The 23,142-nt window shown below is 66.5% G+C and carries 22 protein-coding genes; 4 read left to right on the top strand and 18 right to left on the bottom strand.

Annotation, left to right across the window (positions count from 1 at the left end):
* Window positions 1-28 precede the first annotated feature (28 nt).
* The 4 genes from I7X18_RS04240 to I7X18_RS04225 all read right to left on the bottom strand — a co-directional run bounded on the left by I7X18_RS04240 (window position 29) and on the right by I7X18_RS04225 (window position 5,437).
* Window positions 29-1,165, bottom strand: a complete 1,137-nt coding sequence (locus tag I7X18_RS04240; RefSeq protein ID WP_193044403.1) for an LLM class flavin-dependent oxidoreductase — start codon at window positions 1,163-1,165, stop codon at window positions 29-31.
* 65 nt (window positions 1,166-1,230) lie between these two features.
* Window positions 1,231-2,208, bottom strand: a complete 978-nt coding sequence (locus I7X18_RS04235; RefSeq protein WP_193044404.1) for an o-succinylbenzoate synthase — start codon at window positions 2,206-2,208, stop codon at window positions 1,231-1,233.
* A 19-nt stretch (window positions 2,209-2,227) separates the two neighbouring features.
* On the bottom strand, window positions 2,228-3,796 hold the full coding sequence (locus I7X18_RS04230; protein ID WP_193044405.1) for a long-chain-fatty-acid--CoA ligase: 1,569 nt from the start codon (window positions 3,794-3,796) through the stop codon (window positions 2,228-2,230).
* A gap of 30 nt (window positions 3,797-3,826) precedes the next feature.
* The gene (locus tag I7X18_RS04225) at window positions 3,827-5,437 is read right to left on the bottom strand and encodes an amidohydrolase (RefSeq protein ID WP_193044406.1); all 1,611 of its coding nucleotides are present in this window, start codon (window positions 5,435-5,437) and stop codon (window positions 3,827-3,829) included.
* A gap of 169 nt (window positions 5,438-5,606) precedes the next feature.
* Between I7X18_RS04225 and I7X18_RS04220 the strand changes: the two genes are divergently transcribed.
* Window positions 5,607-6,074: a YciI family protein gene (locus I7X18_RS04220; RefSeq protein WP_193044407.1), complete on the top strand. Its 468-nt coding sequence runs from the start codon at window positions 5,607-5,609 to the stop codon at window positions 6,072-6,074.
* Between the two features lie 56 nt (window positions 6,075-6,130).
* Here the strand turns inward: I7X18_RS04220 and I7X18_RS04215 are convergent, their stop codons facing one another.
* The 14 genes from I7X18_RS04215 to I7X18_RS04150 all read right to left on the bottom strand — a co-directional run bounded on the left by I7X18_RS04215 (window position 6,131) and on the right by I7X18_RS04150 (window position 19,173).
* A complete protein-coding gene (locus I7X18_RS04215; protein ID WP_193044408.1) occupies window positions 6,131-6,757 on the bottom strand; it encodes a hypothetical protein in 627 nt (208 codons plus the stop codon).
* A gap of 131 nt (window positions 6,758-6,888) precedes the next feature.
* On the bottom strand, window positions 6,889-7,143 hold the full coding sequence (locus I7X18_RS04210; protein WP_193044409.1) for a DUF3253 domain-containing protein: 255 nt from the start codon (window positions 7,141-7,143) through the stop codon (window positions 6,889-6,891).
* Between the two features lie 57 nt (window positions 7,144-7,200).
* Window positions 7,201-7,761 (bottom strand): hypothetical protein, encoded by a 561-nt coding sequence (locus tag I7X18_RS04205; protein ID WP_404822729.1) that lies wholly within the window; start codon window positions 7,759-7,761, stop codon window positions 7,201-7,203.
* A 17-nt stretch (window positions 7,762-7,778) separates the two neighbouring features.
* The gene (locus I7X18_RS04200; protein ID WP_193044411.1) at window positions 7,779-8,585 is read right to left on the bottom strand and encodes a mannan-binding family protein; all 807 of its coding nucleotides are present in this window, start codon (window positions 8,583-8,585) and stop codon (window positions 7,779-7,781) included.
* The gene (locus I7X18_RS04195) at window positions 8,585-9,241 is read right to left on the bottom strand and encodes an Rv1363c family protein (RefSeq protein WP_193044412.1); all 657 of its coding nucleotides are present in this window, start codon (window positions 9,239-9,241) and stop codon (window positions 8,585-8,587) included. Before I7X18_RS04195 ends, I7X18_RS04200 begins: the two co-directional genes overlap by 1 nt.
* Before the next feature lie 25 nt (window positions 9,242-9,266).
* The gene (locus I7X18_RS04190; RefSeq protein WP_193044413.1) at window positions 9,267-10,517 is read right to left on the bottom strand and encodes an MlaD family protein; all 1,251 of its coding nucleotides are present in this window, start codon (window positions 10,515-10,517) and stop codon (window positions 9,267-9,269) included.
* A complete protein-coding gene (locus tag I7X18_RS04185; RefSeq protein WP_226862934.1) occupies window positions 10,514-11,752 on the bottom strand; it encodes an MlaD family protein in 1,239 nt (412 codons plus the stop codon). Before I7X18_RS04185 ends, I7X18_RS04190 begins: the two co-directional genes overlap by 4 nt.
* A complete protein-coding gene (locus I7X18_RS04180) occupies window positions 11,749-12,867 on the bottom strand; it encodes an MCE family protein (protein WP_193044414.1) in 1,119 nt (372 codons plus the stop codon). Before I7X18_RS04180 ends, I7X18_RS04185 begins: the two co-directional genes overlap by 4 nt.
* A gap of 5 nt (window positions 12,868-12,872) precedes the next feature.
* Complete coding sequence (locus I7X18_RS04175) at window positions 12,873-13,919, bottom strand: MlaD family protein (protein WP_193044415.1); 1,047 nt, start codon at window positions 13,917-13,919, stop codon at window positions 12,873-12,875.
* Window positions 13,912-14,967: an MCE family protein gene (locus tag I7X18_RS04170; RefSeq protein WP_193044416.1), complete on the bottom strand. Its 1,056-nt coding sequence runs from the start codon at window positions 14,965-14,967 to the stop codon at window positions 13,912-13,914. Before I7X18_RS04170 ends, I7X18_RS04175 begins: the two co-directional genes overlap by 8 nt.
* Entirely contained in the window at window positions 14,964-16,586 is a 1,623-nt protein-coding gene (locus I7X18_RS04165) for an MlaD family protein (RefSeq protein WP_193044417.1), read from the bottom strand. Before I7X18_RS04165 ends, I7X18_RS04170 begins: the two co-directional genes overlap by 4 nt.
* Entirely contained in the window at window positions 16,587-17,441 is an 855-nt protein-coding gene (locus I7X18_RS04160; RefSeq protein ID WP_193044418.1) for an ABC transporter permease, read from the bottom strand.
* A gap of 1 nt (window position 17,442) precedes the next feature.
* Window positions 17,443-18,300: an MlaE family ABC transporter permease gene (locus tag I7X18_RS04155; protein WP_193044419.1), complete on the bottom strand. Its 858-nt coding sequence runs from the start codon at window positions 18,298-18,300 to the stop codon at window positions 17,443-17,445.
* A 276-nt stretch (window positions 18,301-18,576) separates the two neighbouring features.
* Window positions 18,577-19,173: a TetR/AcrR family transcriptional regulator gene (locus I7X18_RS04150; RefSeq protein ID WP_226862935.1), complete on the bottom strand. Its 597-nt coding sequence runs from the start codon at window positions 19,171-19,173 to the stop codon at window positions 18,577-18,579.
* 107 nt (window positions 19,174-19,280) lie between these two features.
* Here I7X18_RS04150 and I7X18_RS04145 point away from each other — a divergent pair, with 107 nt between their 5' ends.
* From I7X18_RS04145 to fadD8, 3 genes are all read left to right on the top strand, one after another.
* Window positions 19,281-20,510 (top strand): oxygenase MpaB family protein, encoded by a 1,230-nt coding sequence (locus I7X18_RS04145; protein ID WP_193044421.1) that lies wholly within the window; start codon window positions 19,281-19,283, stop codon window positions 20,508-20,510.
* Complete coding sequence (locus I7X18_RS04140; protein WP_193044422.1) at window positions 20,485-21,390, top strand: oxygenase MpaB family protein; 906 nt, start codon at window positions 20,485-20,487, stop codon at window positions 21,388-21,390. The genes I7X18_RS04145 and I7X18_RS04140 overlap by 26 nt, the downstream gene beginning before the upstream one ends.
* A 61-nt stretch (window positions 21,391-21,451) precedes the next feature.
* Window positions 21,452-23,062 carry a fatty-acid--CoA ligase FadD8 gene (gene fadD8, locus I7X18_RS04135; RefSeq protein ID WP_193044423.1) on the top strand — a complete coding sequence of 537 codons (1,611 nt, stop codon included), beginning with the start codon at window positions 21,452-21,454 and terminating at the stop codon, window positions 23,060-23,062.
* Window positions 23,063-23,142: the final 80 nt, after the last annotated feature.

Raw genomic sequence — 23,142 nt, 5'->3', positions numbered from 1 at the left:
GCGTCTGTCTCAACATGTCAACGTCTGGTCACAGCCGCTTGAGGCCTCGCACGACCTTGTGGGACAGCGCGAGCCCGGCCAATCCCTTGCGAAGACTGCGCTGCAACAACGTCACGTCTGCCAGCACCAGGTAGCAAACCCCGCAGTCACGCCATTCGGCCGCTTGCTCGACGATTTCCTTGGGCGTCCCGCTCAACATGCCGGACCTCAGCACGTCGACCGGCACCCGTTTGGCGTAGGACAGCGCCGTCTCGGTGTCCCATCCCTGCGGCAGGATGTCCTGCGCTCCCGAGAAGCCTGCGCCGAGAGGATGCGCGGCCCCGTGCAGCGCGTAGAAGTCGTCTGAGAAGTTCAGACCCCCAGCCCGGACCACCACCGATTCCAATGCCTCGTCGACGTCGTCGCGGGTGCGCCCGGTGACGGTCATGACCCACATCGCCGGAACGATCGACATCGGGTCCCGCCCGGCATCGGAGGCCGCGGTCCGCACGACCTCCAGCCGGCGGGCGTACTCCTGCGGGGTGTGCGCGAATGCGGGGAAGAACCCATCGGCGTACTGCCCGGCTGCGCGCAACATGCGGGGCCCGTGAGCGGCGATCCAGATCTGCGGCCACTCACCCTTGTACGGTGGCAGGTCGAACACCGCGTTACGCAGAGGGAAGAAGCGTGAATCCCTGTTCACCAGTTCGCCATTGGAGTCCCACAGCGCCCTGATGGTCGCCATCGCCTCTTCGAATCGGGCGACCGGGCGGGTCCACTCCACGCCGTAGGGCTCGTTACCCTCGCGTTCACCGCACCCGATGCCGAGGATGGCGCGGCCCTTCGTCAGCAGCTGCAAGGTGGCGGCGGCCTGCGCGGTGACCGCGGGATTCCGGCGTCCTGTGTCGGTGACGCCGACACCCAGGCGCAGCTTGGCGATCCGGTTGCGTGCTGCCAGATGCCCGAGCACCGTCCAGGGCTCGAGGTAAGCATCGGCCGACGGCACAACCCTTGCTGCGGCGGTGATTTCAGGCCGCCACAGCGCTCGGGGGAACAGCGCGTTCAGGTGGTCCGGCACCCAGAAAGAGTCCACCCGGTTGGCGACTGCATTGAGGTAGTTGGCGCGGGTGAAGCTGTCGGCTGCAGGCCGCGACGCGATGATCGGATCCATCAGACCAATACGCATGGCGACCCCCTACCGCACGTGATCTTGTTCTATCATCGCAACTGCGCGCGGCGCCCGGAAGTCGCTCAAGCAGACGGGCTTCGGCCTCTTAGCACCTGCAAGCATTCAGCAACGCGGTCGATCCACCACTGTCGGCGCTCGGGACCCGCAGCCAGCGCCGCCAGGCGGTCCGCGTCGGGTGCGACGGGTCCGACCGGCAGAAAGCCGTCCTCCGGGACCAGCGGCGCGGCCACATCCTCGACGAACAACCCACCCGTGCCCAGGCCGCACGCGTGCTCCAACCGCGGTAGCGCCGCCGCCGCGTACAGTCCGCGGGCGATCCCGACCGCCGAATCCAACGCGCTGGACACCACGATCGGGATGTCGATCTGCGACGCGATGTCCAGCAGCGGACGTACCCCGCCCAGCGGCGCGACCTTGACCACCGCGATGTCGGCGGCTCCGGATCGGACGACGTGCAGCGGATCGTCCGCCTTGCGGATGCTCTCATCGGCGGCGATGGGAACCGTGGTGCGCGCACGCAACTCGGCGAGTTCGGGCACCGTCCGGCACGGCTGCTCGAGATACTCCAACGGTCCGTCGGCGGTCAGCGCCGCCGCGGCGGCCACCGCCTCGTCGACGGTCCAGCCGCCGTTGGCGTCCACCCGCACCGTCGGCACCTCCCGACGGACGGCGTTGACCCGGGCGATGTCGTCGGCCAGTGTCTGCCCGGGCTCCGCGACCTTCACCTTCGCGGTCCGCGCGCCGGGAAAGCGGGCCAGTACCTCGGGCACCTGCGCGGCGTCCACTGCGGGTACCGTCGCGTTGATCGGGATCCGGTCGCGCCGGATGGCCGGCGGTGCGGAGTAGGCCGCCTCGATCGCGGACGCCAGCCACGTCGCCGCCTCCGGCGATGCGTACTCGAGGAACGGCCCGAATTCCCCCCACCCGGCCGGTCCTTCGATGAGCGCCAGTTCGCGGACCGTGATGCCGCGGAAGCGCACCCGCATCGGCAGCGAGACGACGTGCAGGCGGTCGAGGAGGTCGGCGAGCGTCGGGGTCACAGCGCCAGTCTCGCCGACCTCACACCGTCGCCCGGTCCCGGCCCTCCCAGAACGGCTTGCGCAGTTCCTTCTTGAGGATCTTGCCGGTCGGGTTGCGCGGCAACTCGTCGACGATGCCGACGGTCCGCGGGCACTTGTAGCGTGCCAGCCGCTCGCGGCACCATGCGGTCAACTCCTCCTCAGATGCTGACCCCTCCACCGCCACAACCGCTTTGACAGCTTCGCCCCACTTCTCGTCGGGCACGCCGATCACCGCCACCTCCGTCACCGCCGGATGCTCCGCCAGCACCCGCTCCACCTCGATCGAGTAGACGTTCTCCCCACCCGAGATGATCATGTCCTTGAGCCGGTCCTCGACGAAGAGGTAACCCTGCGGGTCGATCCGCCCGACGTCGCCGGTGCGGAACCAGCCGTCGGCGGTGACGGCGTCTGCCGTCGCCTCCGGCTTGTTGTGGTAACCCTTCATCAGCTGTGGCGTGCGGAACCACAATTCGCCCTGCTGTCCGGTCGGGACCTCTTCACCCGTGTCGGGGTTCGTCACCCGCAACTCGGCGTTCGGGATCAGTTGACCGGCGCTGACCAGCCGCTCCGGATGTTCGGTGTCTCGGTGCGCCTCGGGCATCAGGTGGCTGATCACCCCGGACACCTCCGTCAACCCGTACACCTGTCTGAAATCGGTGTCGGGCCAGGCTTTCAGCGCCTGCCGCAGCAGCGGAAGCGGCATCGGCGACGCGCCGTAGCAGAAGGTCTTCAGCGCACCGAACAGCTTGACCGCGTCCGGACCGGCGTCGAGCACCTTCGCGAGCACGGCAGGCACCAGGAACGTGCGGTTGGCTCCCGCGAGGATCGCGCCGGCGAGCGCGGTTCCGTCCGCCTCGCGCGTCATCACGGTGGGGACGCCGTCGTGGATGCCGACCTGCACGTAGGACTGGCCGCCGACGTGGAACAGCGGCATCGACACCATGTTCTTGTCGCCCTCGTCGAAACTCCACCCTTCGTGGCCGTTGACGGTGTGGGCGATGAGGTTCGTCTGCGTCAGCTCGACGCCCTTGGGCTTACCGGTGGTCCCCGAGGAGTACATGATCACGCAGACGTCGCCGGGCTCGACGTCGTCGGCGCGGCCGGTCGGTGTGGCACCGGCCAGCAGCGCCTCGTATTCGTCACCGTCCTCACCGTCGGGCGTCACCTCGATGACGTGCTCGACGTGGGTGAGCCGGTCCCGGACTCCGTCGATGGCGGGTCGCAGTTCGCGACCCACGATCAGGACTCTGGCCCCACTGTCGTTGAGGACGTAGTCGAGTTCGTCACCGGCCAGGCGGAAGTTGACGACCGCGTTCGCCGCGCCCAGCGACGCCGCGGCGAAAGTCAGCTCGACGCACGCGGGGTGGTTCTTGTCGAGGAACGCCACGGCGTCACCATGCCCGACACCGAACTCGGTGAGCGCCCCGGTGAGCCGACGGACCCGGTCGTCCCACTGCGCCCACGTCCAGGTCCGGTCGAGGTAGACGATGGCCTCAGCGTCGGGTGTGGTGCGAGCCCAGTGGCTGAGTCGGTCATCGAGAAAACGCGGTTCCGGCAGCGCAGACATATCGAAAGCGTGCCACGACAATGGCCGTTGTCAGTTGTGTTTGGCGTAAACGCAACGGCCGGCGAGATACGTGGTGCGGACGTCGAGTTCGGCGATCCGCTCGGGCGCCACACTGCGCGGATCAGCCGAGAGGACCACCAGGTCACCGTACTTGCCGACCTCGATGGAACCGATCACATTGTCGGCGAACAACTGCCACGCGGCGTCGATCGTCTGGGCGCGGATCGCCTGATCGACGGTCAACCGTTCCTCCGGGCCCAGCACCCGTCCGCTCGGCGCTGTACGCGTGACCGCGACGCTGATGTTGCGCAGCGGTTCCTCCGGGGTGACAGGCGGATCGTTGTGCAGCGAGATCCGCATACCGGTCGCGACAGCCGATCCGCACGGCATCCACCGGTTCCCGCGTTCCGGCCCGAACAGGCCGTCAACGATGACGTCGCCCCAGTAGTGGATCTGGTCGACGAAAATGCTGCAGGTGACGCCGAGCGCGTGCGCGCGCTCCAACTGTTGGTCGGTGATCGCGCCGACGTGCTCGAGACGCAGCCGGTGGTCGGGCCGGGGATGTTCCTGCAGCACTTCCTCGTACACGTCGAGGATCGTGTCCACCCCGGCATCGCCGTGGACGTGGCACGCCATCTGCCAGCCGAGCGGGAAGTAGGCGCCGACGATCTCGCGCAGTTGTTCGCGGGTGTAGTTGGCGTGCCCGCAGGAGCCCGGCACCACGCCGATGGTCCGAGTGGCGGCGGTGTCGAGGTAGGGGAACGTCAGATCGATGTTGCCGATCCACGGTGAGCCGTCGACCCAGATCTTGATTCCCACCTGGCGCACGATGTCGTCCCCGTCGCCCGGTCGCGCGGTGCTCGTCATCTGAGGGTTGGAGATCTCGTAGGAGCGCAGCCGAATTGTCAGATCGCCACGCAGACCGTCGAGCAGCGGCCGGAACACCGGATCGAACGCCATGTCCGAGCACGTCGTCAGTCCGGCACGGTTGAGCCGGGCGCACTCCGCCATCAACATCGACGGATAGTCGCTCGGTGAGACGACACCGGCGAGCAGGGGGAACACCGCTGCCGCCTCCTCCGCGGTCCCGTCCAGACCGCCGTCGGCGTCACGGCCGAAGCGAGCACCTTTCGGATCCGGGATGTCGCGGTGGAGCCCCGCCCGTGTGGCTGCGGCGCTGTTGAAGAACGCCTTGTGCCCGGAGTTGTGGAGGATGACCAGCGGACTGTCCGGCGCGATGCCGTCGAGCCACGCCAGCGTCGGATCCGGAAGCCCGTTCTGCAGCAATGGATCCCACCCGTTGAGGTAGGCGCCCTGCTGTCCGCGGCGCGCCACCTCCGTGTGAACCGCGGCGACGACGGCGTCGGCGGAAGTCACGGTGACCGGGCGGATGTCGACCATCCGCTCGGACACCGCGATCGCCTCCATCAGCGGATGCCCGTGAGCCTCCACCAGACCCGGCAGCACGCAGCCGTCGCCGACATCGACAACCTCGGTCTCCGGGCCTATCCAGGACTCGACGTCGGCGCGGTCCCCGACGGCGACGATGCGCCCGTCGGAGACCGCGAGCGCCTCCGCGGTCGGTTGTGCGTCGTTGACGGTGAGCACGGTCCCGGTCAGAACAAGGTCAGCGGCGGGCATGGGCGAATGCTAACGGCATGACCTGCGGTTTCCCGGTAGCAACAGAAAGTTCGGAGGAATTTCGTCGCCGTGTCGAAATCCGGGGGTCGCCGTTCGACGTAGTTGCGAGGGGCACCCTGAACACAGACACGAACCAGCCCCTTCACCACTGAAAGAGAAGGAGACGACAATGGCGCGTTACATGCTGATCATGCGGGTTGGGCCGGAGGCCGAGGCGGTCATGGCCGAGCAGGAGATCGACTTCGACCAGGTCATCGAATCGATGGGTCGCTACAACGAAGAGCTCATCAAGGCCGGTGTGCTGCTGGCCGGCGAAGGCCTCACCGGGCCGGAGGACGGGTTCGTCGTGGACTTCAACTCCGACCCACCGGCGGTCACCGACGGCCCCTACACCGAGGCCAAAGAACTGTTCAACGGCTTCTGGATCCTCGACGTGTCGTCGAAGGAGGAGGCCAAACAATGGGCGCGCAAGGTGCCGCTGGGACCGGGCGTGAAGCTCGAGGTGCGGCGGGTGTCGGAGACCGAGGAGTTCCCGCAGGACAATCCGTGGGTCCAGAAGGAACTGCAGTGGAAGGCCGAACTCGCCGAGAAGGTCGCGGCACAGGCGCGGGCTGAGGCCGACAAGCTGACCCGCTGACGGTCCGCAGCGCTCACCGGCGGGGCAGTCTGACACCGCCGGTGAGCGCAGGCGAGTCAGAAGAACGTCGTGGTCTGAGTCTTCGTACCGTTGTCACACGAGATGGTGATGTCCCAGTTCTGGAACTTCGGCACCGCCGGGAAGATCACCAGATCAAAGGTGGAGTTCGCGGGAAGGAAGAACCCGCGCGAGTACCAGTCCGACGTGTACGTGCACTGCGCGGCCTTCCCGCTGCGGTCCTGGATGTGGGCGGTCAGCCCGCCGACGGGCCTCTGCTCCCAGGACACACCCGGTCCCTGCAGCGGTGCGGGTTTGACCACCCGCGACGCCGCGGCGCCGTTCTGGGCGGCCGCCTGATCGCGAACATCCGTTGGGACGCAGACGTGGTCGCCGGCGAACGCCTCACGCCAGACGAAGCCCTGCTTGCAGGTGTCCGGACCGAAAGCACCGCCGGCCGGCTCGCGACGTTGCGCAGCGAGCGAATTCTGTTGTGCGGCCGCACTACGCTCGGCTGGAGTGACGCAGACGTGGTCGCTCGGTGAGGCCTCCCGCCAGACGAATCCCTGCACGCACGTGTCGGGGGAGGCCGCGGCGATGCCCGGTGGCACGACCACGCCGAGAGCGGCAGCAGCCGCCGCCGCAAGGGCGGCGAACACGCAATGCCGCAAGAGACTGTGTGCCACCGTGTTTCTCCTTTGGGCGGGCGGCCACAACACCGCTCGGCGCGATCGATCTCAAGCGATGACGCTAAGGAGCCACAGGCCCAGTTAAATCGGGCGTTTCCCTACGACAGAGGAGGTCCGGTCGATCGCAACTACCGGATGCGGATCCGAACGGGTCCGCGCCAGGGTGCATCCGGGTCCACGACCTCGCCCTTCTGGGTGACCTCCACCTCGCCGGCCCTGGCCAGTTCGCGGGCGGCATCACGCGCCTGATCCATCAGATCGCGCCAGTTGTCGCCGCCGACCGCGCGTGCCGCCTCGGACGGGCAGATGCTGCTCTTCGGGCCGCGGTCGCGCGCCATCCGAAGAATCGCCGTTCGAAGCGTGTCCCCGTCGACTGGGGCCATGGGACCTCCCGGCGTCGTCGTTGCGGCAAGCCTACGGGCGCGTGGCGCCGGATTCGGTCACGCGCCGGTGCACACCGCGGAATCCCGGATCACTCGACCGTAGACGTTGGCGGTCGCGATGTTGGCGTTGATCTGCCCGGACGGCATCCGCTTTGTGATCTTGTCGCTGATCTGGGTGAACTGGTACCAGAGCCGGTAGATCGAATCGCCGTGGAACAGCGGCGAATACTCGCTCTGATCCGGATAGTTGACGATGAACAGCGTGTGCGCTCGCGGGTCCAGGAACGCCGCGGACTGGTCGAGGTTCGCGGCTACGATGTCGCCAGCCTCGGTGACCCCGGGCCGTGACCAGTTGTCACCCCGGTCGGCGAGGAAGTGCTGAAAGCCGTAGACCTGGTTCATCAGATCGCCGTACTGGGCGTTGATCCACTGGCAGGATTCGCGCTGCGCGGTGATCTGCTGCGGGGTGACGCGGATCTGCCAGAGGTTGTACGGGAACGGCCGGTAGTCGGGCTGCCAGTCCGACGGGTACGGGGTGAAGACCGGCAGTGTCGGCGTGGCCGGCTCCGCCTGGCCCGGCGCTGCCGTGACGAGCAGCAGCCCCGCCAGAACCGTCACCACCCAACGGAACACGCCTACCCACCACCGAATTCGGGGCGCAGGATCGGCGCCAGCGCCGCAAGCGGTATGTGGGCCCGCACCGTCCCCCCGTCCATCGACCACTGCATGATCCCCGGGGTGAAGTTGGTGGGGCGGTCCCGGCCCACCGGATAATCCGGCATGTAGATGACCAGTTCGTCCGGCGTCAGCGCCCACGCCTTGTACGCGCCGGAGTACACCTTGTCCGGGGTCCAGCGGTCGGGGGTGAACGGATAGGTGCCGGGCTGGTGCGGCGGCGGTGCGGCATCGAGGGCAGCGACGATGAACGGCGCACCCAGGCGCGGGATCTCGGCCAGGTGGTCGACGCCGGGTTTGAACAGATCGGCCAGTTGCAACTGCCGCCCGCCGGCGAAGGCGAAGGTCCGGTAGGCATCGCTGACGATGGGCGCATTCGGATGCGCCAGGGCGTCGGTACCGACCGTACCCGAGTACATCTCGTGGAAGACGGCCGTCATCGCCTCGCCGTGCTGGAAGATCTGGAACTGCTGCTCTCCGAAGCTGTTCTGGACCTGCTTCTTCGCCGCGTTGCGCCAGTTGTTCATCAGGTTGGTGAGGTACTCCCGGATGACGGGGTTCTCCACGAGATCGCCGGGCAGCGCCATCCTGATGTTTCGGACCGCTTTGCGCTCCGAAACCACCGATGTCGTGCAGAATTGCCCGTCCCACTGACCGCCCAGCTCATCACAGAACGAGGGTGCTGACGCCGACACGGGTGATGCGGTGGCCAACACGGCCGTCGCCACCACAGCGACCGCACCCCCGCGAATGAACCGGCGCATCATTACGGAAGTTCGACTTTGCTTGCCCGCCAACGTCCGTCGACGTACTCCATGGTCATCTTGATGCGGCTGCGGTCGATACGCGGGTCGGGCACGTTGGTGTTGGAGACCGACTGATCGACGAACAGCAGCACGACCGCCTTCTCCTTGGTTGCCGATTGGACTGCCGAATCCAGCACGACCCCGTTGGCCGTCGCCTTGCTGTCGATCAGCAACTGCCGCAGTTGCGTGCTGGACTGCGAGTACATGTCCTTGAACCCACCGGTCGCTCCGTCGAGCACCGCGTCGAAGTTCTCATCGACCTTCGCCGAATCGATACTCGTCAAGATCTTTGCGTAGTCCGCCGCCGCTTGCCGGGCCTGTTCGCCGGCCTGCGCGATCTGACGCTCCTGCCACAGTTGCCAACCCAGGAAACCGGTCGCCGCGAGGAGCACCACGCACACCGCAACCACGGCGCCTCGCAGCACCGGGTGGCGCCAACCGCGTCGGGCCGTCTCGACGCCGTCGCTCCCACCACCGCCGTCGCCGTCGTCGTCCGGTTCGGCCTCGGCCTCGGCGGAGGTCTCCGGGGAGGCCTCGGCAGGAGCTGCGGATTTCTCTGCTGTGTCTGCGGCGTCAGGCTTTTCGCCGGTATCGCGGTCTTCGGTGTTCACGGGCATCATCAACTCCTAGCGGATGGCTCGGTCAGCGGGGCGGTTCGATGGGTAGCGTCGGGCCGCCGTAGGGCGTCGGAATGGTGTAGCGCCCCTTGGGGCTCGGATCTGTCTGGCGGCCGAGGTCGGCACCCGGTGGCGGTCCGGCGGTGTCGTCGCCCGCAGGCCGTGGCGCATTCTTCGCCCCGCGGACCAGGACTCCGGGATGGTCGTCTCGACAGTAGGTGTACATGAACGGCTCCGGAAAGTCCGCGGACGACGGTGGCCGCTTCGGCGTGCCGTAGTCGCACGTGTAACGCGGATAGATCTCGGCGGTGCCCCACAGCCCGCCGGTGTGCATCGCGGAACCCAGTGCGTCGAGCACCGATGTGCGGTGTGATGGGAACAGCGCGTTGAGCGCCGGCACTCGCAGATACAGCAGCCGGGAGGTGTTGGTGAGATTGCCCAGCAGTTGCACCATGGTGTCGGAGTTGTCGAGGAAGAGGTTGTCCACCGCTGCCAGCGTGTCCGGCGTTTGGTCGGTCAGGCGGCGGTAACCTTCGCGCATCGTGTTGATACCCGCGAAACTCTCGGCGAGATTGTCTGAGGCGACGTCGATTCCAGCGTTCTTGTCGGCGAGAAACGTGAACGCCACTTGGCTGGTCCGCAACATGGAGCTCGTCTCCGGCAACACTGAATCGAGGGTGGACAGGAGAAAGGTGCCCCCGTCCACGATGTCCGCGAGCTTCTGCGGTCCGGCTTCGCTGAGGCTCAGTTCTTTCTTGATGACTTCGAGTTTGGCGATGTCCGCCTGAGCCAGCGCCCCGTCGGCGTTGGCCAGCAGATCGGCCAGGCCGACCGGAACGGTGGCCCTGCGCTGGCCGATGGTGGCGCCGTCGGCCAGGAACGGACCCGAATTCCCGTCGGCGACAAAGTCGATGTACTGCTCTCCAGCCGGGGACAGCCCCGACACCCGGACGTCACTGGACTTCGGTATCTGCACCGTCGACTGGACATTGACGACCGCGTTGACGCCGGCCGGGGTGATGTCGAGGCGTTCGACCCGTCCGATCGGCACACCCCGCATGGTCACGTCCTGATCGGGCAACAGCCCTCCCGACGCCGGTAACGCGACGATCAGACGGTAGCTCGACGCGAACGGGTTCACCCGTAGCGCGCCGAACAACAGGTAGGCCGTCGCCACGACGAGTGTCATGACCAACCCGAGCGCCGACAGCCAGGCGCGGCGGCGATAGCCGAACCGGACGACACCGAGGATTCGATCGGCGGCGCCGGCGATCATCGTGGGGCCTCTGCGGGCAGGGCGGTCGGCGGAACCGGCGCCGGTGTCGGCGCCTGCGGAACCGCGATGATCTCGCCGGGTTCGGTCGGACTCGGGATCACCGGGATCTGCGGCACCCCGGGTCCCTTCCCCACGACCCTCTCCTGCAGCCGCCACAGCGTGTACTTCAACGTGCCCACCAGCTGGTGCCAGTCGTGCCGCTTCGGCCCGTGCAAACCGGTGTCACCGTCGTAGCCGATGTCGGGGATGGATCCGAGCACCAGCCGGTCGACGCTGGCGTCCAACGCGATGGCGTTGCTGGTCAGGGTCTTGATGAACGGCGGCATCAGCCGGTTGAGCGCGAAGAGCGTGGCGTCCGGAGCGAGCGCGACGTCGTTCCAGGCCTTGGCAATGGTGTTGGCATCGGCGATGACGCTGCGACCGCTGGTGTCGGTACCCGCGATCGACGGGAATTTGCGCAACTGGACGGAGACATCGCCGAGCTGTTCGACGAGATCGGCGATTTGGGTGGTGTGGGTCGCCAGGGTGTCGGTGGCCGGACGTGCTTGCGCCATCACCTCGCTGATCACGTCATTCTTGGCGGCGATCTCGGAGGCGAGCCGTGAGGTCTCGGTCATCGCGGTCGAAATCTCTTCCGATCGCGCATTCAGCTTGCCGAGGGTGTGGTTCGTCTTGCGGATGAGGGTTCCGAACGCTTCGCCCTGGTCTCCGGTCGCCTTGCCGAGGCCGTTGATGACGTTGGTGAAGTTGCGCACTGCCCCGCCGTTGACCAGGATCGCCGCCGAACCCAATAGCGATTCGACAGTGGCCGCGGCCCTCGTCGATTCCAGGTCGATGGTGTCGCCGTCACCCAGCAGCGGCGCACCCGGTTGCGCCGGGCTTGGCGGTTGGATGGCCACGAACACATCTCCGAGCGGTGTCGCGGAGCGCAGCTCGGCGGTGCTGCCCTGCGGTAGCAGCACTCCGTCCATGATCCGCAGCGTGGCCACCGCGGTGTAGTTGCGGGCCACCATCGATTCCATCTGACCGACATCGGCACCGGCGAGCCTCACCTTCGCGTTCGCCGGCAGGTTCAGTGCGTTGGAGAACACCGCGGTCAGCCGATATCCGCCCGATCCCGCACCCGGTGCCGGCAGCGGCAGACTGGCCAACCCGTCTGTGGCACAACCGGAAATAGTCAGGCAGGCCGTCATCGCGACCGCGGCCTTGGCGCGGATTTGCATCGTCGCCGTCATTTCTGCCCCATCGCCGCGAGTCCGTCCAGCATGTAGCTCAACCCGAAGTCGGGTCCGAAATCCTGCAACGTCCCGGTGCTGCAACCTAGTTGGCGCAGGCCCATCATGTTGCAGACCTCCTTGATCAACTGGTTGTCGAACAAGATCTTGTCGGTGACCACCTTGACCCGCAGAGCACCGTTCTTCTGGTCGGCGACGTTGTACAGGTTGTCCAAGGTCATCGGCGCGACATCGAGGAACTCCATCAGGTCGCGTTCGTGGTCGACGGTCGTCTTCAAGACGATGTCGCCGTTGGCGACCAGATCCTTGATGGATTCCCGGTGCTTCTCCAGGACCTCACCGGTATGGGTCAGCACCTCGTTGATCTTCTTACCGGTGGTGCCGCTACCGAGATCCTCGTCGGCGAGGATCTGACTCAGTGCCCGCACGGACGAACCGAACTCCCGCATCGTCGTATCGTTGCGAGCCGCGGCATCAGACAGCGAGCTCACGTTGCGGATGATGGCCGTCAGGTGATCTTTGGTCACGGTGCCGCGATCGGCGCTGAGCCGCAACGCATTCGACAGCTCGCCCAGTGCGTCCTTCATCTGCTGACCTCGCCCGTCGACGACCGCGGCGCTTCCGTCGATCACATCGGCGATCGGCCCGTTGCCTTTGCCATCGCCGCGCAACGAGAGGGCCAGCTTGTCGAGAACATCGAGCACCTGGGCGAATTCGACCGGCGTGCGGGTGCGGTTCAGGCCGATGGTGTCATGGTTCTGCAGGGCCGGGCCCCTCTGGTACGGCGGGGTCAACTCGATCTGGCGATCCGTCAGAATCGAGTTCGAGATGGTGGCGGCCTGGACATCCGCGGGAACCTTGACGTCCTTGTCGACGGTGAATTCGACTTCGACGTATCCGCCCTTCGGGCTGATCTGAGTGACCTTGCCCACCGGCATCCCGAGCACCGCGACCACATTGCCCTCGTACAGGCCTGCCGCGCTGTCGAACTGGGCCGTCACGGTGATGCTGTCGAGCTGATCGTTGACGAACTTCACCGCCACGACACCGACCACCAGTGCCACGGCCAGGCCGACGGCGACGATGGCGATGACCTTGGACCTGGTGCTCTTCATGGCGCTCATTTGCAGTCCTGGTAGTACTCGATCAGGCCGAACTGTTTGGCCCGGCCGCTGATTGCGCACATCCAGGAGTCGACCAGCAGACCACTGGAGGCGTTGAAGTCGATGGCGTTGCCGGTGCCGGTGACGTTGGTCAGGTTGCGCACCGCGATCGGGCCGGATTGAAGGATGCTGCGCACCATGCCGTCGTTTCGACCCAGCAGGGTGGACAGCTCACCCAAGTTGGTCAGCAGCTTTTCCAACTCGGGGCGGTCGTCGATGATGATGCCGCTCAAGGTTTCCACCAGGTTGGTCAGCGCGTCCATCATCGCGTGGAAGGTGGCGCGCCGTGCGACGAACTCTCCGAGCAGAGAGTTCCCCTGATCCACCAGATTGCCGATGGTGGACTGCTGCCGGCGCAGGGTGGTGCTGACCAATTCGGTTGTCTTCAGCAGTTCACCCAACTGGTCACGGCGTTGCGCGATGATCGTCGACAGCGTGTGGGTGTTCTCCAGCGCCTGCGGAACCACCGGGGGCAGCGTCTCCAGCTGTTTTCCGAGAATCGCCAACGTCTGGGCGAACTTGTCGGAGTCGACCTGCTCGAAAGTGGTGGAGACGTCGGACAGCGCCTCCTGCAGGTCGTAGGGCACCTCGGTGTGCGTCTGGTCAAAGGTGGCGTCCGGCAGCGAACCCGGGCCGTCGGGGTACAGCGCGAGGTAGCGCGAGCCCAGGATCGTGGTGATCTTGATCGAGGCCCGGGAGTTCTCGCCCAGCACGACGTCGTCGCGCACCCTCAGACCGGCCTCGACGTGGTCGCCCGCAAGGTCCATGCTCGCCACCTCGCCCACCGGGATCCCGGCCACGGTGATCGGGTTGCCCGGTTGCAGCGCTGCGGCCTGCAGGAAGTGCGCGGTGTAGCGGCGGTAGCCGAAATCGGCCACCTTGAACAACAATAGTGTTCCGACGAGCGCCGAGACCACCACGACGGCAACGACTCCCAGCCAGGTCTTGTTGTAGTTCTCCAGCGGGCGGCGCTTGCGTCGGGTCCCTGATGTCTGATCAGCCATTGGCCATGTTCCTGCACTTGGGGGTGTAGCGGGCTTTGTTGCCGGGGGTGGCGGCGTCGACGACGATCGGTGTCACGTCGTTGAGTCCGGGGAAGAACGCGGTGGCGTCCAGGTTGCACGCGTAGGCGTTGGCGTAGGTGCCTTCGCCGGTGATGCGCGCAAACCCCTTGAGCATCAGCGGCAGATTGGCACCGACGAACGCCAACTGCGATTCGATGCCGAGCATGTGCGCTGCGAAGCCCGGTTGGCGTTGGACGAGCTCGTTCAGCGGCGGGTAGACCTCGTCGGAGATCGCCGACAGTTGACGTACCACCGCCGCGATCGAGCCCATCGACTCCACCAGCTCGGGCCGACGCGCGTCGAAGGTCGATACCACCGACCTGGCCTCGCCGACGATGTGATCGAGGTCGTCGTTGTGTTGGGCCAGATTGGCCACCACCACGTTCAAGTCGGTGATCACACCGCCGAGTTCCTCGTCGCGCCCGGCGAACGCGTCGGTCAGCTGTGCGGTCTGGTCGATCAGGGCGGTGATCGACGCCTCGTCGCCCTGCAGCGATTGGATGACCCCTTGGGTGAGATTGTCGGCATGCCGCGGGTCGAGCAGGCTGAACAGCGGCTCATACCCGTTGAGCAGCGTGCCCACGTCGAATGACGGGTCCGTTTGTTCGACCGGGATGACACTGCCGGGTGGCAGCGGATCCGGTTCACCGAGGCTGCCCAGCGACAGCCCGAGATACCGCTGACCGACGATGTTCTGGTACGTCACCGAGGCCACCGTGGTGCCGAGCACCTGCTGGTCACGTTGCACCACGAAGGACACCTTGGCGTGATTGCCCTGCAGTTCAATGCTTTCCACGCGTCCCACCCGCACACCGGCCATCCGCACGTCGTCACCGTCGCGCAGCCCGAACACATCGGTGAACACTGCCGCGTAGGGCGCCGTCGACCCGGCCACGTCCCGACGCAGAGTGACGTAGACAAGCCAGGTCAACGTCAGAGCAAGGACCATGAACAGCGACAGCCCGATCAGTGCACCGCGCGACTTCATCGGGGCTCCTCTCCCACAGCCGATTCCACCGACCTCACCGTCATACCGCGGGCCACCGGGCCGAGCAGCAACTGCGTTGCCGTGGTGACCGGTTGGCCGGTGGCGGCGCTGAGCGCCGCGCGCTCCTGCGCGCTGCCGACCGGACCGACGTTGCCTCCGAACGAGGCCGGCGCGGCTTCGGCGGGCAGCACCGGCACCGGTGCCGGTGGCGGGCCGGGGGGCGCTGGCAGGGGCGGGTCACCCGGTTTCGGCGCCACCGGGGCGAGCGGAGACTGATTCACCGGCGGCGGCGGTATCGGGACCAATGCGTCATTCGCCGTTCCGGGCACCGGTGGGGCAGGCGACATCCACGGCGGCAGCGGCGGATTCGGATCGGCCAAACTCGGATTCGGGTTGACCAGCGGCGGACCCACGGCAACCAGATTGCCGTTCTCCCCGACCACCGTTCCCGGCGGAGGTGCCAAATCAGCGGGCGCCTGATAGTTCTGCGGCAGCAGCACATCGGGCAGCTCGGGTCGAGTGACCACCAGGGGTGCGGTGTAGCAGCTCGGCCCCTTCAACTCGCCGTACCGCGGGCAGTCGGCTCGTGTGTAGGTGTAGGTCGGGGTGAACGACAGATTCATCCGCATGTTCCCGATGTCGCGCTCGGACTTCCAAACCTCCGTGAAGAACTTGTCGGACAGCCCGTTGAGCTTGACGAAGGCCGGCAACCAGTGGCGCGAGGTGTCGGCCAGGTTGCCGATCACCGGGGTCATCTCGGTGGTGATCGTGACCAGCCGGTCGGTGTGGTTGTTCAGCGCCGTACGAGTAGTGCCCACGGTGTGCACGCCGCTGCTGACCAGCGCGTCGAGTTGCGCACGCTGCTCCACCAGGGTCTGCATGGGCCCGACCGCCGTGTGCAGCGCGTCGATCAACTCCGGCGCAGTCGCCTGCAATCCCCGAGTGGCCTCGATGAGTGCCGAAACCGTGGTCGGACCTGCATCGGTGGCCACGATCGCATCGATCTGGTCGACGAGCCTGTTCAGCTGCGCACCGCCGGCCAGCAACTCGGTGCGGCGGTCCTCGGTGGCCGCGTTCACCGCGGCCAGGATGCCCACCGTCTTGTCCTCGCGGCCGCGCCCGGTGGCGGCCAGGACGTCGCGCAACTTGCTGATGGTGGTCTGGAACAACACGGTGGGCAACTCGGTGTCCTCCGGAATCTGCGCGCCCGCGCTGATCGCCGGGCCGCCACCCTCGGAGCGGTCGACCAGTTGCACCGAGGACACCGCGAAGACGTTGCTCGGCACCACCCGCGCGGTGACGGTGGCCGGGATCGATCCGGCGTACTCCGGGTTGAGGTTGATCTGGACGATGTTGGGGTGGCCATGCGCGGCCGGGGTCACACCCTCGACGGCGCCGACCAGCACGCCGTGGTACTTGACGTCGGATCGCTGCGGCAGTCCGTCTCCGACGTTGACGAGATTCGCGACCACGCGCACGAAGGGATCCAGCCGTCCCGTTGCCTTCACCAAAAGAGCCGTCGTAATCACCACTGCCACAAGCACAACCGCGAGCCCGGCACCGGCCAGCCGGCGATCGCTGGGTCCGCGCCCGTCCAGGTCAAAGGAATTGTTCGCCACCTAACCCCCGAACCTTGCTCCGCTGTCGATGTTCCACAGCGCCAAGGTGAGCAGCATGTTGACGATGATCACCACCGTGATGCTGGCACGCATGGCATGGCCGGCGGCGACCCCCACGCCCTCGGGGCCCCCGCTGGCATAGAACCCGTAGTAGCACTGGATCGTCGTGGCGATCCACACGAAGATGATGGCCTTGAGCAGCGAGTAGAGGATGTCCTGACCGGACAGCATCAGGGTGAAGTAGTGCAGATATGAGCCGGTCGAGCCCCCGCCGATGATGCGGACCACAACCTGTGTGGTCAGATAACTGACCGCGAGGCAGACCACGTAAAGCGGGACAACCGCGACCACCGAGGCCATCAGTCGGGTGGTCACCAGATACGGAATCGGGCGAATCGCAAGAGATTCCAAGGCGTCGATCTCTTCGGCGATACGCATGGACCCCAGCTGTGCGGTGAACCGGCAGCCGGCCTGGGTGGCGAAGGCCAACGACAACGCGATCGGGGCCAGTTCGCGGGTGTTCACCAGCGAAGAGATGATTCCCGTCGCCGGCCCCAAACCGAGTAGGTCGAGGAAGTTGTACCCCTCGATGCCGACGAGTGCGCCGACGGTGATGCCGAGGACGATCGCCACCCCGGCGGTTCCGCCGCCCACCACCAAGGAGCCATTGCCCCACGCGACGTCCGACAGCAGCCGAACGAACTCGGCGCGATAGTGCCTAAGCGACAACGGGATCGCGACAATCGCCCGGACGAAGAACACCAGCATGTGGCCGAGGCGGCCGATTGGCCGCACGCTCTTGCCGTAAAGGCGGACGAAGGGTGCCAGCAGCGGCGGTACGAAGGTCGACGCCATGTCACAGCCCGATCCGCGGGAACAACATGATGTACAGCTGACTGATCACGACATTGACGACCATGAGGATGAGGATGGACTCCACCACCGCGGCATTCACCGAGTTCGCGACGCCGGTGGGACCGCCCTTCGTGGACAGCCCCTTCTGACAGGACACCACGGCGACGATGGCCCCGAAGATCACGGCTTTCACCAGAGCGACAACCATGTCACCGGTCGTCGTGAAAGAGGCGAAGGTGGCGACAAAGGTGCCGGGGGCGCCGTTTTGGAAGTACACGTTGAACAGATAGCTGGCGAGGAAGCCGACGAAGCACACCATTCCGGTGAGCGCCACGCCGATCATGATCGCGGCAGCGAAACGGGGCACCACCAGACGGCGGATCACCGAAACGCCCATCACTTCCATCGCGTCGGTCTCTTCGCGCATCTTTCGCGAGCCGAGGTCAGCAGTGATCGCCGAACCGACGGCCGCGGCCATCAGAATCGCCGCGGTCAGCGACGCCGCCTGGCGAATGACCGCAAGCCCGCTCGCCGCCCCGGCGAGCGAGGTGGCACCGACCTGTCCGGCCAGCAGGGCGAACTGGATGGAGAGCGTGACACCGATCGGAAGCGCGACCAGGACGGTCGGCAGCACGGCGGTACCCGCCATGAAGGCGCCCTGCCGCACGAACTCCTGCCACTGGAACCGGCCGGTGAAGAGGTCGATGACGAAGAACTGCACGGTGCGGGCGCCCAGGACGAACTGGTCGCCGACGGTCGCCAGCGAAGCCAGCGGGTGCCGCTTGAGGTAGCCACCGGCCCAGTCGGCGATGGTGTCGGCACTGTCACGCGGTGCTACCTGTGACGAATACTCATTCACATCAGGCCTCAACGCTCGTGCTGAAGAGATGTTCACGACACCAATTCATGCGAGATTCCTGCTCTCTGGCCGTCTTACCGACGAGATCGACCACCCGATGACTGAGGATGCCGATGAGTCATCGCCCCGTCGGAAACGAGTATGCACATTCACTTAGGCGCTGGGCGACGAAACCGGCAAACTCGTCGACCGAGCATGGCGCGAAGGCTGACACGAGCAGAGGCTCGTCTTCAATTCGCGTTCGTGCAGGAGGCTCGGCGGACCGCGCGCCCGCCTTCAGCCGGTCGGGCCGAAGCAGTCCTGCGGCGGAGACGCCCAAGGTCGCAGATAGTTGAGCGCCATGAGCGTGATCTCGTCGATGAACGTCTCACGCTCGATCGGAGGCTGGTCGAGGATGTAACGCACACAGAGATGTTCGACCATCCGCACCAGCATCCATGCCGCTGTGTCCAGTCGTGCATCGGATCTGACCTGCTGCTTGTTGATGGTCAGATAGGCAATCGTGAGTTCGCCGATGCGCTGTTCGAAGGCGACCAACTTGCTCCCCGCGCCCAGCCGCGGCGTCTGCTCCATCACCGCCCGCAGGAACTCCGGGTGTACGTCGAGCGCGTCGACGAGCGCAGCGATCGACTCACGCACATAGTCGGGCGCCGGCTGGTCCAACCGCTCCGAGACCCTGGCCGCCACGCGGGCCGACAACTGATCGCTGAACCGGTCGATGACAGCTGCCGCGATCGCGTCCTTGTTGGGAAAGTACTGGTAGAGAGATCCCGGGCTGATGCCCGCCGCACTGGCGATGCGGTTGGTGGAAGCACCGTCGAAACCATGAGCGATCAACACCTGCTCACCCGCGTCGAGAATGCGGTCGACCATCGCGCGGGACCGCTCCTGACGAGGGGCCCGTCGCAACCGGGAGGACGCGTCGCCTCTCATGCGAACGCGAATTGAACGCGAATGATCGCTCGTGTGACCATGGCGCCATGGTGACACAGGAGGCAGCCACCGCATACCCCCGGCGTTTCATGGAGGCCGAGCGGCGTAACCGCCGCCTGGGCCGACCGCTACGGGTGCTGACCCGGACCGTGCGCCTGGACCCCGAGCTGACCGGCTTGATCGGGCAACGGCTGAGGCATCGCGACGAACTCGGAGCCGCGCTGGTCGCGGCGATGAAGCCGGCCGACCCCGATCAGGCGGAGCGGGTGACGATGGGGCAGTTCAAAGACGCCCTCGACCACGGCGCCGCCTGCGTGCCCGGGTGCCCCGCTGCGCTGCGTGACTTCTTCGCGGTCGTCGAAGACACACCCACCTGGGTCGATTTCGACCTCGTCGACCGCGGCGCAGCGGCGTACCGGCGCCTCGGCACCAACGCGGCCGACGTGATGTTGCAGCTCTCGCTCATCGGGGGCTACCGGTTCGGCGGACCGACGGACCTGCTTGTCGAAACCGGTGGACTGACCGGCCGCAAGACCGTGCGGCGACTCGCGGAGACGCAGAAATGGGCCGTCGCCGTCTCCCAGCCCGACGCCATGCGTCGCGACGGGGAGGGCTTCAAACTCACCGTCCACGTGCGGCTCATGCATGCGCTGGTGAATCACCAGTTCGAGACGAACGGCCGCTGGGACATCGAGCGGTGGGGACTCCCGATCAATCAGACGGACCAGGCGGCGACACTCGGGTTGTTCAACGGAGCACTGCTCCTCGGAGTGCGGATGCTGGGCGTACGGGTCAGCCCCGAGGAGTCGCGCGCGATCATGCACATGTGGAAGTACGTCGGCTGGCTGATGGGGGTTGACGAAGACTGGTTGTGCGACAACGAAGCTCAGCAACATCGCCTGAACTACCACCTGCTCGTCACACAATCGACCGTGACGGCGGCCGGACCTGCGCTGGCCAACGCAATCGTCGATGCGCAACGCGCCCTGCACTACCCGAATCTGGCGAGGGTACGCGGCGCCTACCAGCGTGCGCGGCTGCTCAGCATGCTGCGATACTTCCTGCGCGCAGAGGGTATGGATGATCTGCATCTGCCTCACGCACTACCCTGGGCGGTGCTACCGGTGATCGCCAGGAACACCGTTCGCTATCAGGTGCTTTCACGCACCCGACGCGGAAGGGAACACCTGGAGCGCTGGGGGGAGCGCTCCAGTGCGCGACTGTTGGACAAGTACTTCGGAGAGCAGCAGCATGGCATCGGCCAACTCCCCTGCTGAGGGCACCGCGCTCGGGCCGTCCTCGCTGCTGTGGCGGTGGGCCGGAGACATGCGTATCGCCTTCGAGGGCGGCACGGCTGGTCTGCTGCAGACCATGCATCCCGCCATCGGGCAGGGTCTGATCGACCATTCCGACTTCTTCGACGACCCGGTCGATCGAGTGTTCCGTTCCCTCCCAGGAATTCTCGGCACCGTGTATGACGGCCCGGACGCCGAGGCGACAGGTCTGCGAGTCCGCGACTTCCACCACGACATCAAGGGCACACTGGCTGGCGGGGACCGGTATCACGCCCTCAATCCGGAAACCTTCTGGTGGGCGCACGCGACCTTCCAGCGGATGGTGGACCGGATTGCGCTGCACTGGGACCCTCACGGCCTCACCGCGCAGGAAAGCGAACAGATCTACGCCGAGGGCTGCGAGTGGTACCGCCGCTACGGCATGACGGCAACCGTGGTCCCGGCGGACCGGGCCGCCTTCGAGCGCGAGGTCGAGCGCTACTGCCACGAGGTGCTGCAGCCCAACCCCGCCTCGGACTACCTGATCGAGTTCATCGGCAGGCGCGCGATCCCGGACATGAGTGCCTCACCCGACTACCCGACTCACCCGCGTCTACGCCCGCTGTCCGACGCGCTGTTGCCGACCCTGCCGGTGCGGATGGCACTGGCGCCCCCGATGCGGTTGGTGATCTTCGGCGGCCTCCCTCCTGTGGTGCGTAGACGCTTCGGCATCCGGTGGACGCGGGGTGACGAACGCCGCTACCGCGCGCTCCGTGCCGCCGTCCGCACGGGGTGGGCGTACGTGCCCGCGTCGTTCACGTGGTATCCGGCCGCGCGCGCCGGATGGTTGCGCGAACAGGGTCGCGTTCCCACTCGCTTCTGAGTTCGGCTCGATCCAACCTGGGTCTGGCTACAAAGTTGGAACACGTTCTAGTCTTAGGCCCATGAGTGACGATCTGCTGCGCCACCCCATCCACTCCGGCCACCTGCTCGCGGGCGCGCTGAAGCGCCATCGCGACAAGCCGCTGCTGTTCCTCGGCGACACCACGCTGACCGGCGGCCAGCTCGCCGACCGCATCAGCCAGTACATTCAGGCGTTCGAGGCGGTCGGAGCGGGCACCGGCGCCGCCGTCGGGCTGCTGTCGCTGAACCGGCCCGAGGTGCTGATGATCGTCGGCGCCGGACAGACCCAGGGATACCGCCGCACGGCACTACACCCTCTCGGCTCGCTGGACGACCATGCCTACGTGCTGACCGACGCCGGCGTGACCTCGCTGATCATCGATCCCAATCCGATGTTCACCGAGCGGGCACTGGGCCTGCTCTCGAAGGTGGACTCGCTCGAGCAGGTCCTCACCATCGGACCGGTGCCCGCCGAGCTCGCCGAATCCGGCGCGAAGGTGGTCGACCTCAACGCCGAGGCGGACAAGTACTCACCGCGTCCGCTCGTCGCGGCGGACCTGGCACCCGACCACATCACCGGCCTGACCTACACCGGGGGTACCACGGGTAAACCCAAGGGCGTCATCATGACCAGCCAGGCGACCACGACGATGACGCAGATTCAGCTGGCCGAGTGGGACTGGCCGGAGAACCCGAAGTTCCTCATGGTCACGCCGCTCTCGCACGCCGGTGCCGCATACTTCCTGCCGACGGTGGTCAAGGGCGGGCAGATGTACGTGATGTCGAAGTTCGACCCCGGTCAGGTGTTGAAGACCATTGAGGAGCAACGGATCACGGCGACGTTCGTGGTGCCGTCGATGCTGTATGCGCTGATGGACCACCCGGACTCGCGGACCCGTGACCTGTCGTCGCTGGAGACGGTGTATTACGGCGCCTCGGCGATCAACCCCGTACGCCTGGCCGAGGCCATCGAGCGGTTCGGCAAGATCTTCGCGCAGAACTACGGACAGTCCGAGGCGCCGATGGCGATCTCCTACCTGTCGAAGGCCGACCACGACGAGCAGCGGTTGTCGTCATGCGGGCGGCCGACGCTGTTCGCGCGCACCGCCCTTCTCGGCGAGGACGGCAAACCGGTGCCGCAGGGCGAAGCCGGCGAGATCTGCGTCAGCGGTCCGCTGCTGGCCGGCGGCTACTGGGGACTGCCCGAGGCCACCGCGGAGACGTTCAAGGACGGCTGGCTGCGCACCGGCGACATGGCCCGCGAGGACGAGGACGGCTTCTGGTTCATCGTCGACCGGGTCAAGGACATGATCGTCACCGGCGGCTTCAACGTGTTCCCGCGTGAGGTCGAGGACGTCATCGCCGAACATCCCTCGGTGGCGCAGGTGTGCGTCGTCGGGACGCCCGACGACAAGTGGGGCGAGGCGGTCACCGCGGTGGTGGTGCTGCGCGGCGGTACGGGGTCCGACGACGAGTCGGTGGCGACCATGACCGCCGAAATCCAGGCCGCGGTCAAGGAACGCAAGGGGTCGGTGCACACGCCGAAGCAGGTCGTCGTGGCCGACGCGCTGCCGCTGACCGGGCTCGGCAAGCCGGACAAGAAGGCCGTGCGGGCACAGTTCTGGGAGGGCGCGTCGCGGGCGGTGGGCTGACGTCACACCCGCCCCATCTGTCTCTGGGGGGATTGGGTGTGTATGCGCCCGGCTATCAGCGACAACGTCGCTTTCGTGTA

Origin of the sequence: Mycolicibacterium baixiangningiae (assembly GCF_016313185.1) — a bacterium.
GTDB classification, from domain to species: Bacteria; Actinomycetota; Actinomycetes; order Mycobacteriales; family Mycobacteriaceae; genus Mycobacterium; species Mycobacterium baixiangningiae.
Note: the sequence above shows the minus strand (reverse complement) of the source record. Positions and strands in the feature narration are given on the sequence as shown.

What these genes read in the sequence shown, in the direction of transcription:
- I7X18_RS04210 (WP_193044409.1), bottom strand. Translation starts at nt 7,143, where the DNA reads ATGGCCCCAGTCGACGGGGACACGCTTCGAACGGCGATTCTTCGGATG.
- I7X18_RS04140 (WP_193044422.1), top strand. Translation starts at nt 20,485, where the DNA reads ATGGCATCGGCCAACTCCCCTGCTGAGGGCACCGCGCTCGGGCCGTCC.
- I7X18_RS04200 (WP_193044411.1), bottom strand. Translation starts at nt 8,585, where the DNA reads ATGATGCGCCGGTTCATTCGCGGGGGTGCGGTCGCTGTGGTGGCGACG.
- I7X18_RS04240 (WP_193044403.1), bottom strand. Translation starts at nt 1,165, where the DNA reads ATGCGTATTGGTCTGATGGATCCGATCATCGCGTCGCGGCCTGCAGCC.
- I7X18_RS04170 (WP_193044416.1), bottom strand. Translation starts at nt 14,967, where the DNA reads ATGAAGTCGCGCGGTGCACTGATCGGGCTGTCGCTGTTCATGGTCCTT.
- I7X18_RS04220 (WP_193044407.1), top strand. Translation starts at nt 5,607, where the DNA reads ATGGCGCGTTACATGCTGATCATGCGGGTTGGGCCGGAGGCCGAGGCG.
- I7X18_RS04195 (WP_193044412.1), bottom strand. Translation starts at nt 9,241, where the DNA reads ATGCCCGTGAACACCGAAGACCGCGATACCGGCGAAAAGCCTGACGCC.
- I7X18_RS04225 (WP_193044406.1), bottom strand. Translation starts at nt 5,437, where the DNA reads ATGCCCGCCGCTGACCTTGTTCTGACCGGGACCGTGCTCACCGTCAAC.
- I7X18_RS04160 (WP_193044418.1), bottom strand. Translation starts at nt 17,441, where the DNA reads ATGGCGTCGACCTTCGTACCGCCGCTGCTGGCACCCTTCGTCCGCCTT.
- I7X18_RS04180 (WP_193044414.1), bottom strand. Translation starts at nt 12,867, where the DNA reads ATGAAGAGCACCAGGTCCAAGGTCATCGCCATCGTCGCCGTCGGCCTG.
- I7X18_RS04185 (WP_226862934.1), bottom strand. Translation starts at nt 11,752, where the DNA reads ATGACGGCGACGATGCAAATCCGCGCCAAGGCCGCGGTCGCGATGACG.
- I7X18_RS04175 (WP_193044415.1), bottom strand. Translation starts at nt 13,919, where the DNA reads ATGGCTGATCAGACATCAGGGACCCGACGCAAGCGCCGCCCGCTGGAG.
- fadD8 (WP_193044423.1), top strand. Translation starts at nt 21,452, where the DNA reads ATGAGTGACGATCTGCTGCGCCACCCCATCCACTCCGGCCACCTGCTC.
- I7X18_RS04145 (WP_193044421.1), top strand. Translation starts at nt 19,281, where the DNA reads ATGGTGACACAGGAGGCAGCCACCGCATACCCCCGGCGTTTCATGGAG.
- I7X18_RS04230 (WP_193044405.1), bottom strand. Translation starts at nt 3,796, where the DNA reads ATGTCTGCGCTGCCGGAACCGCGTTTTCTCGATGACCGACTCAGCCAC.
- I7X18_RS04190 (WP_193044413.1), bottom strand. Translation starts at nt 10,517, where the DNA reads ATGATCGCCGGCGCCGCCGATCGAATCCTCGGTGTCGTCCGGTTCGGC.
- I7X18_RS04150 (WP_226862935.1), bottom strand. Translation starts at nt 19,173, where the DNA reads ATGGTCGACCGCATTCTCGACGCGGGTGAGCAGGTGTTGATCGCTCAT.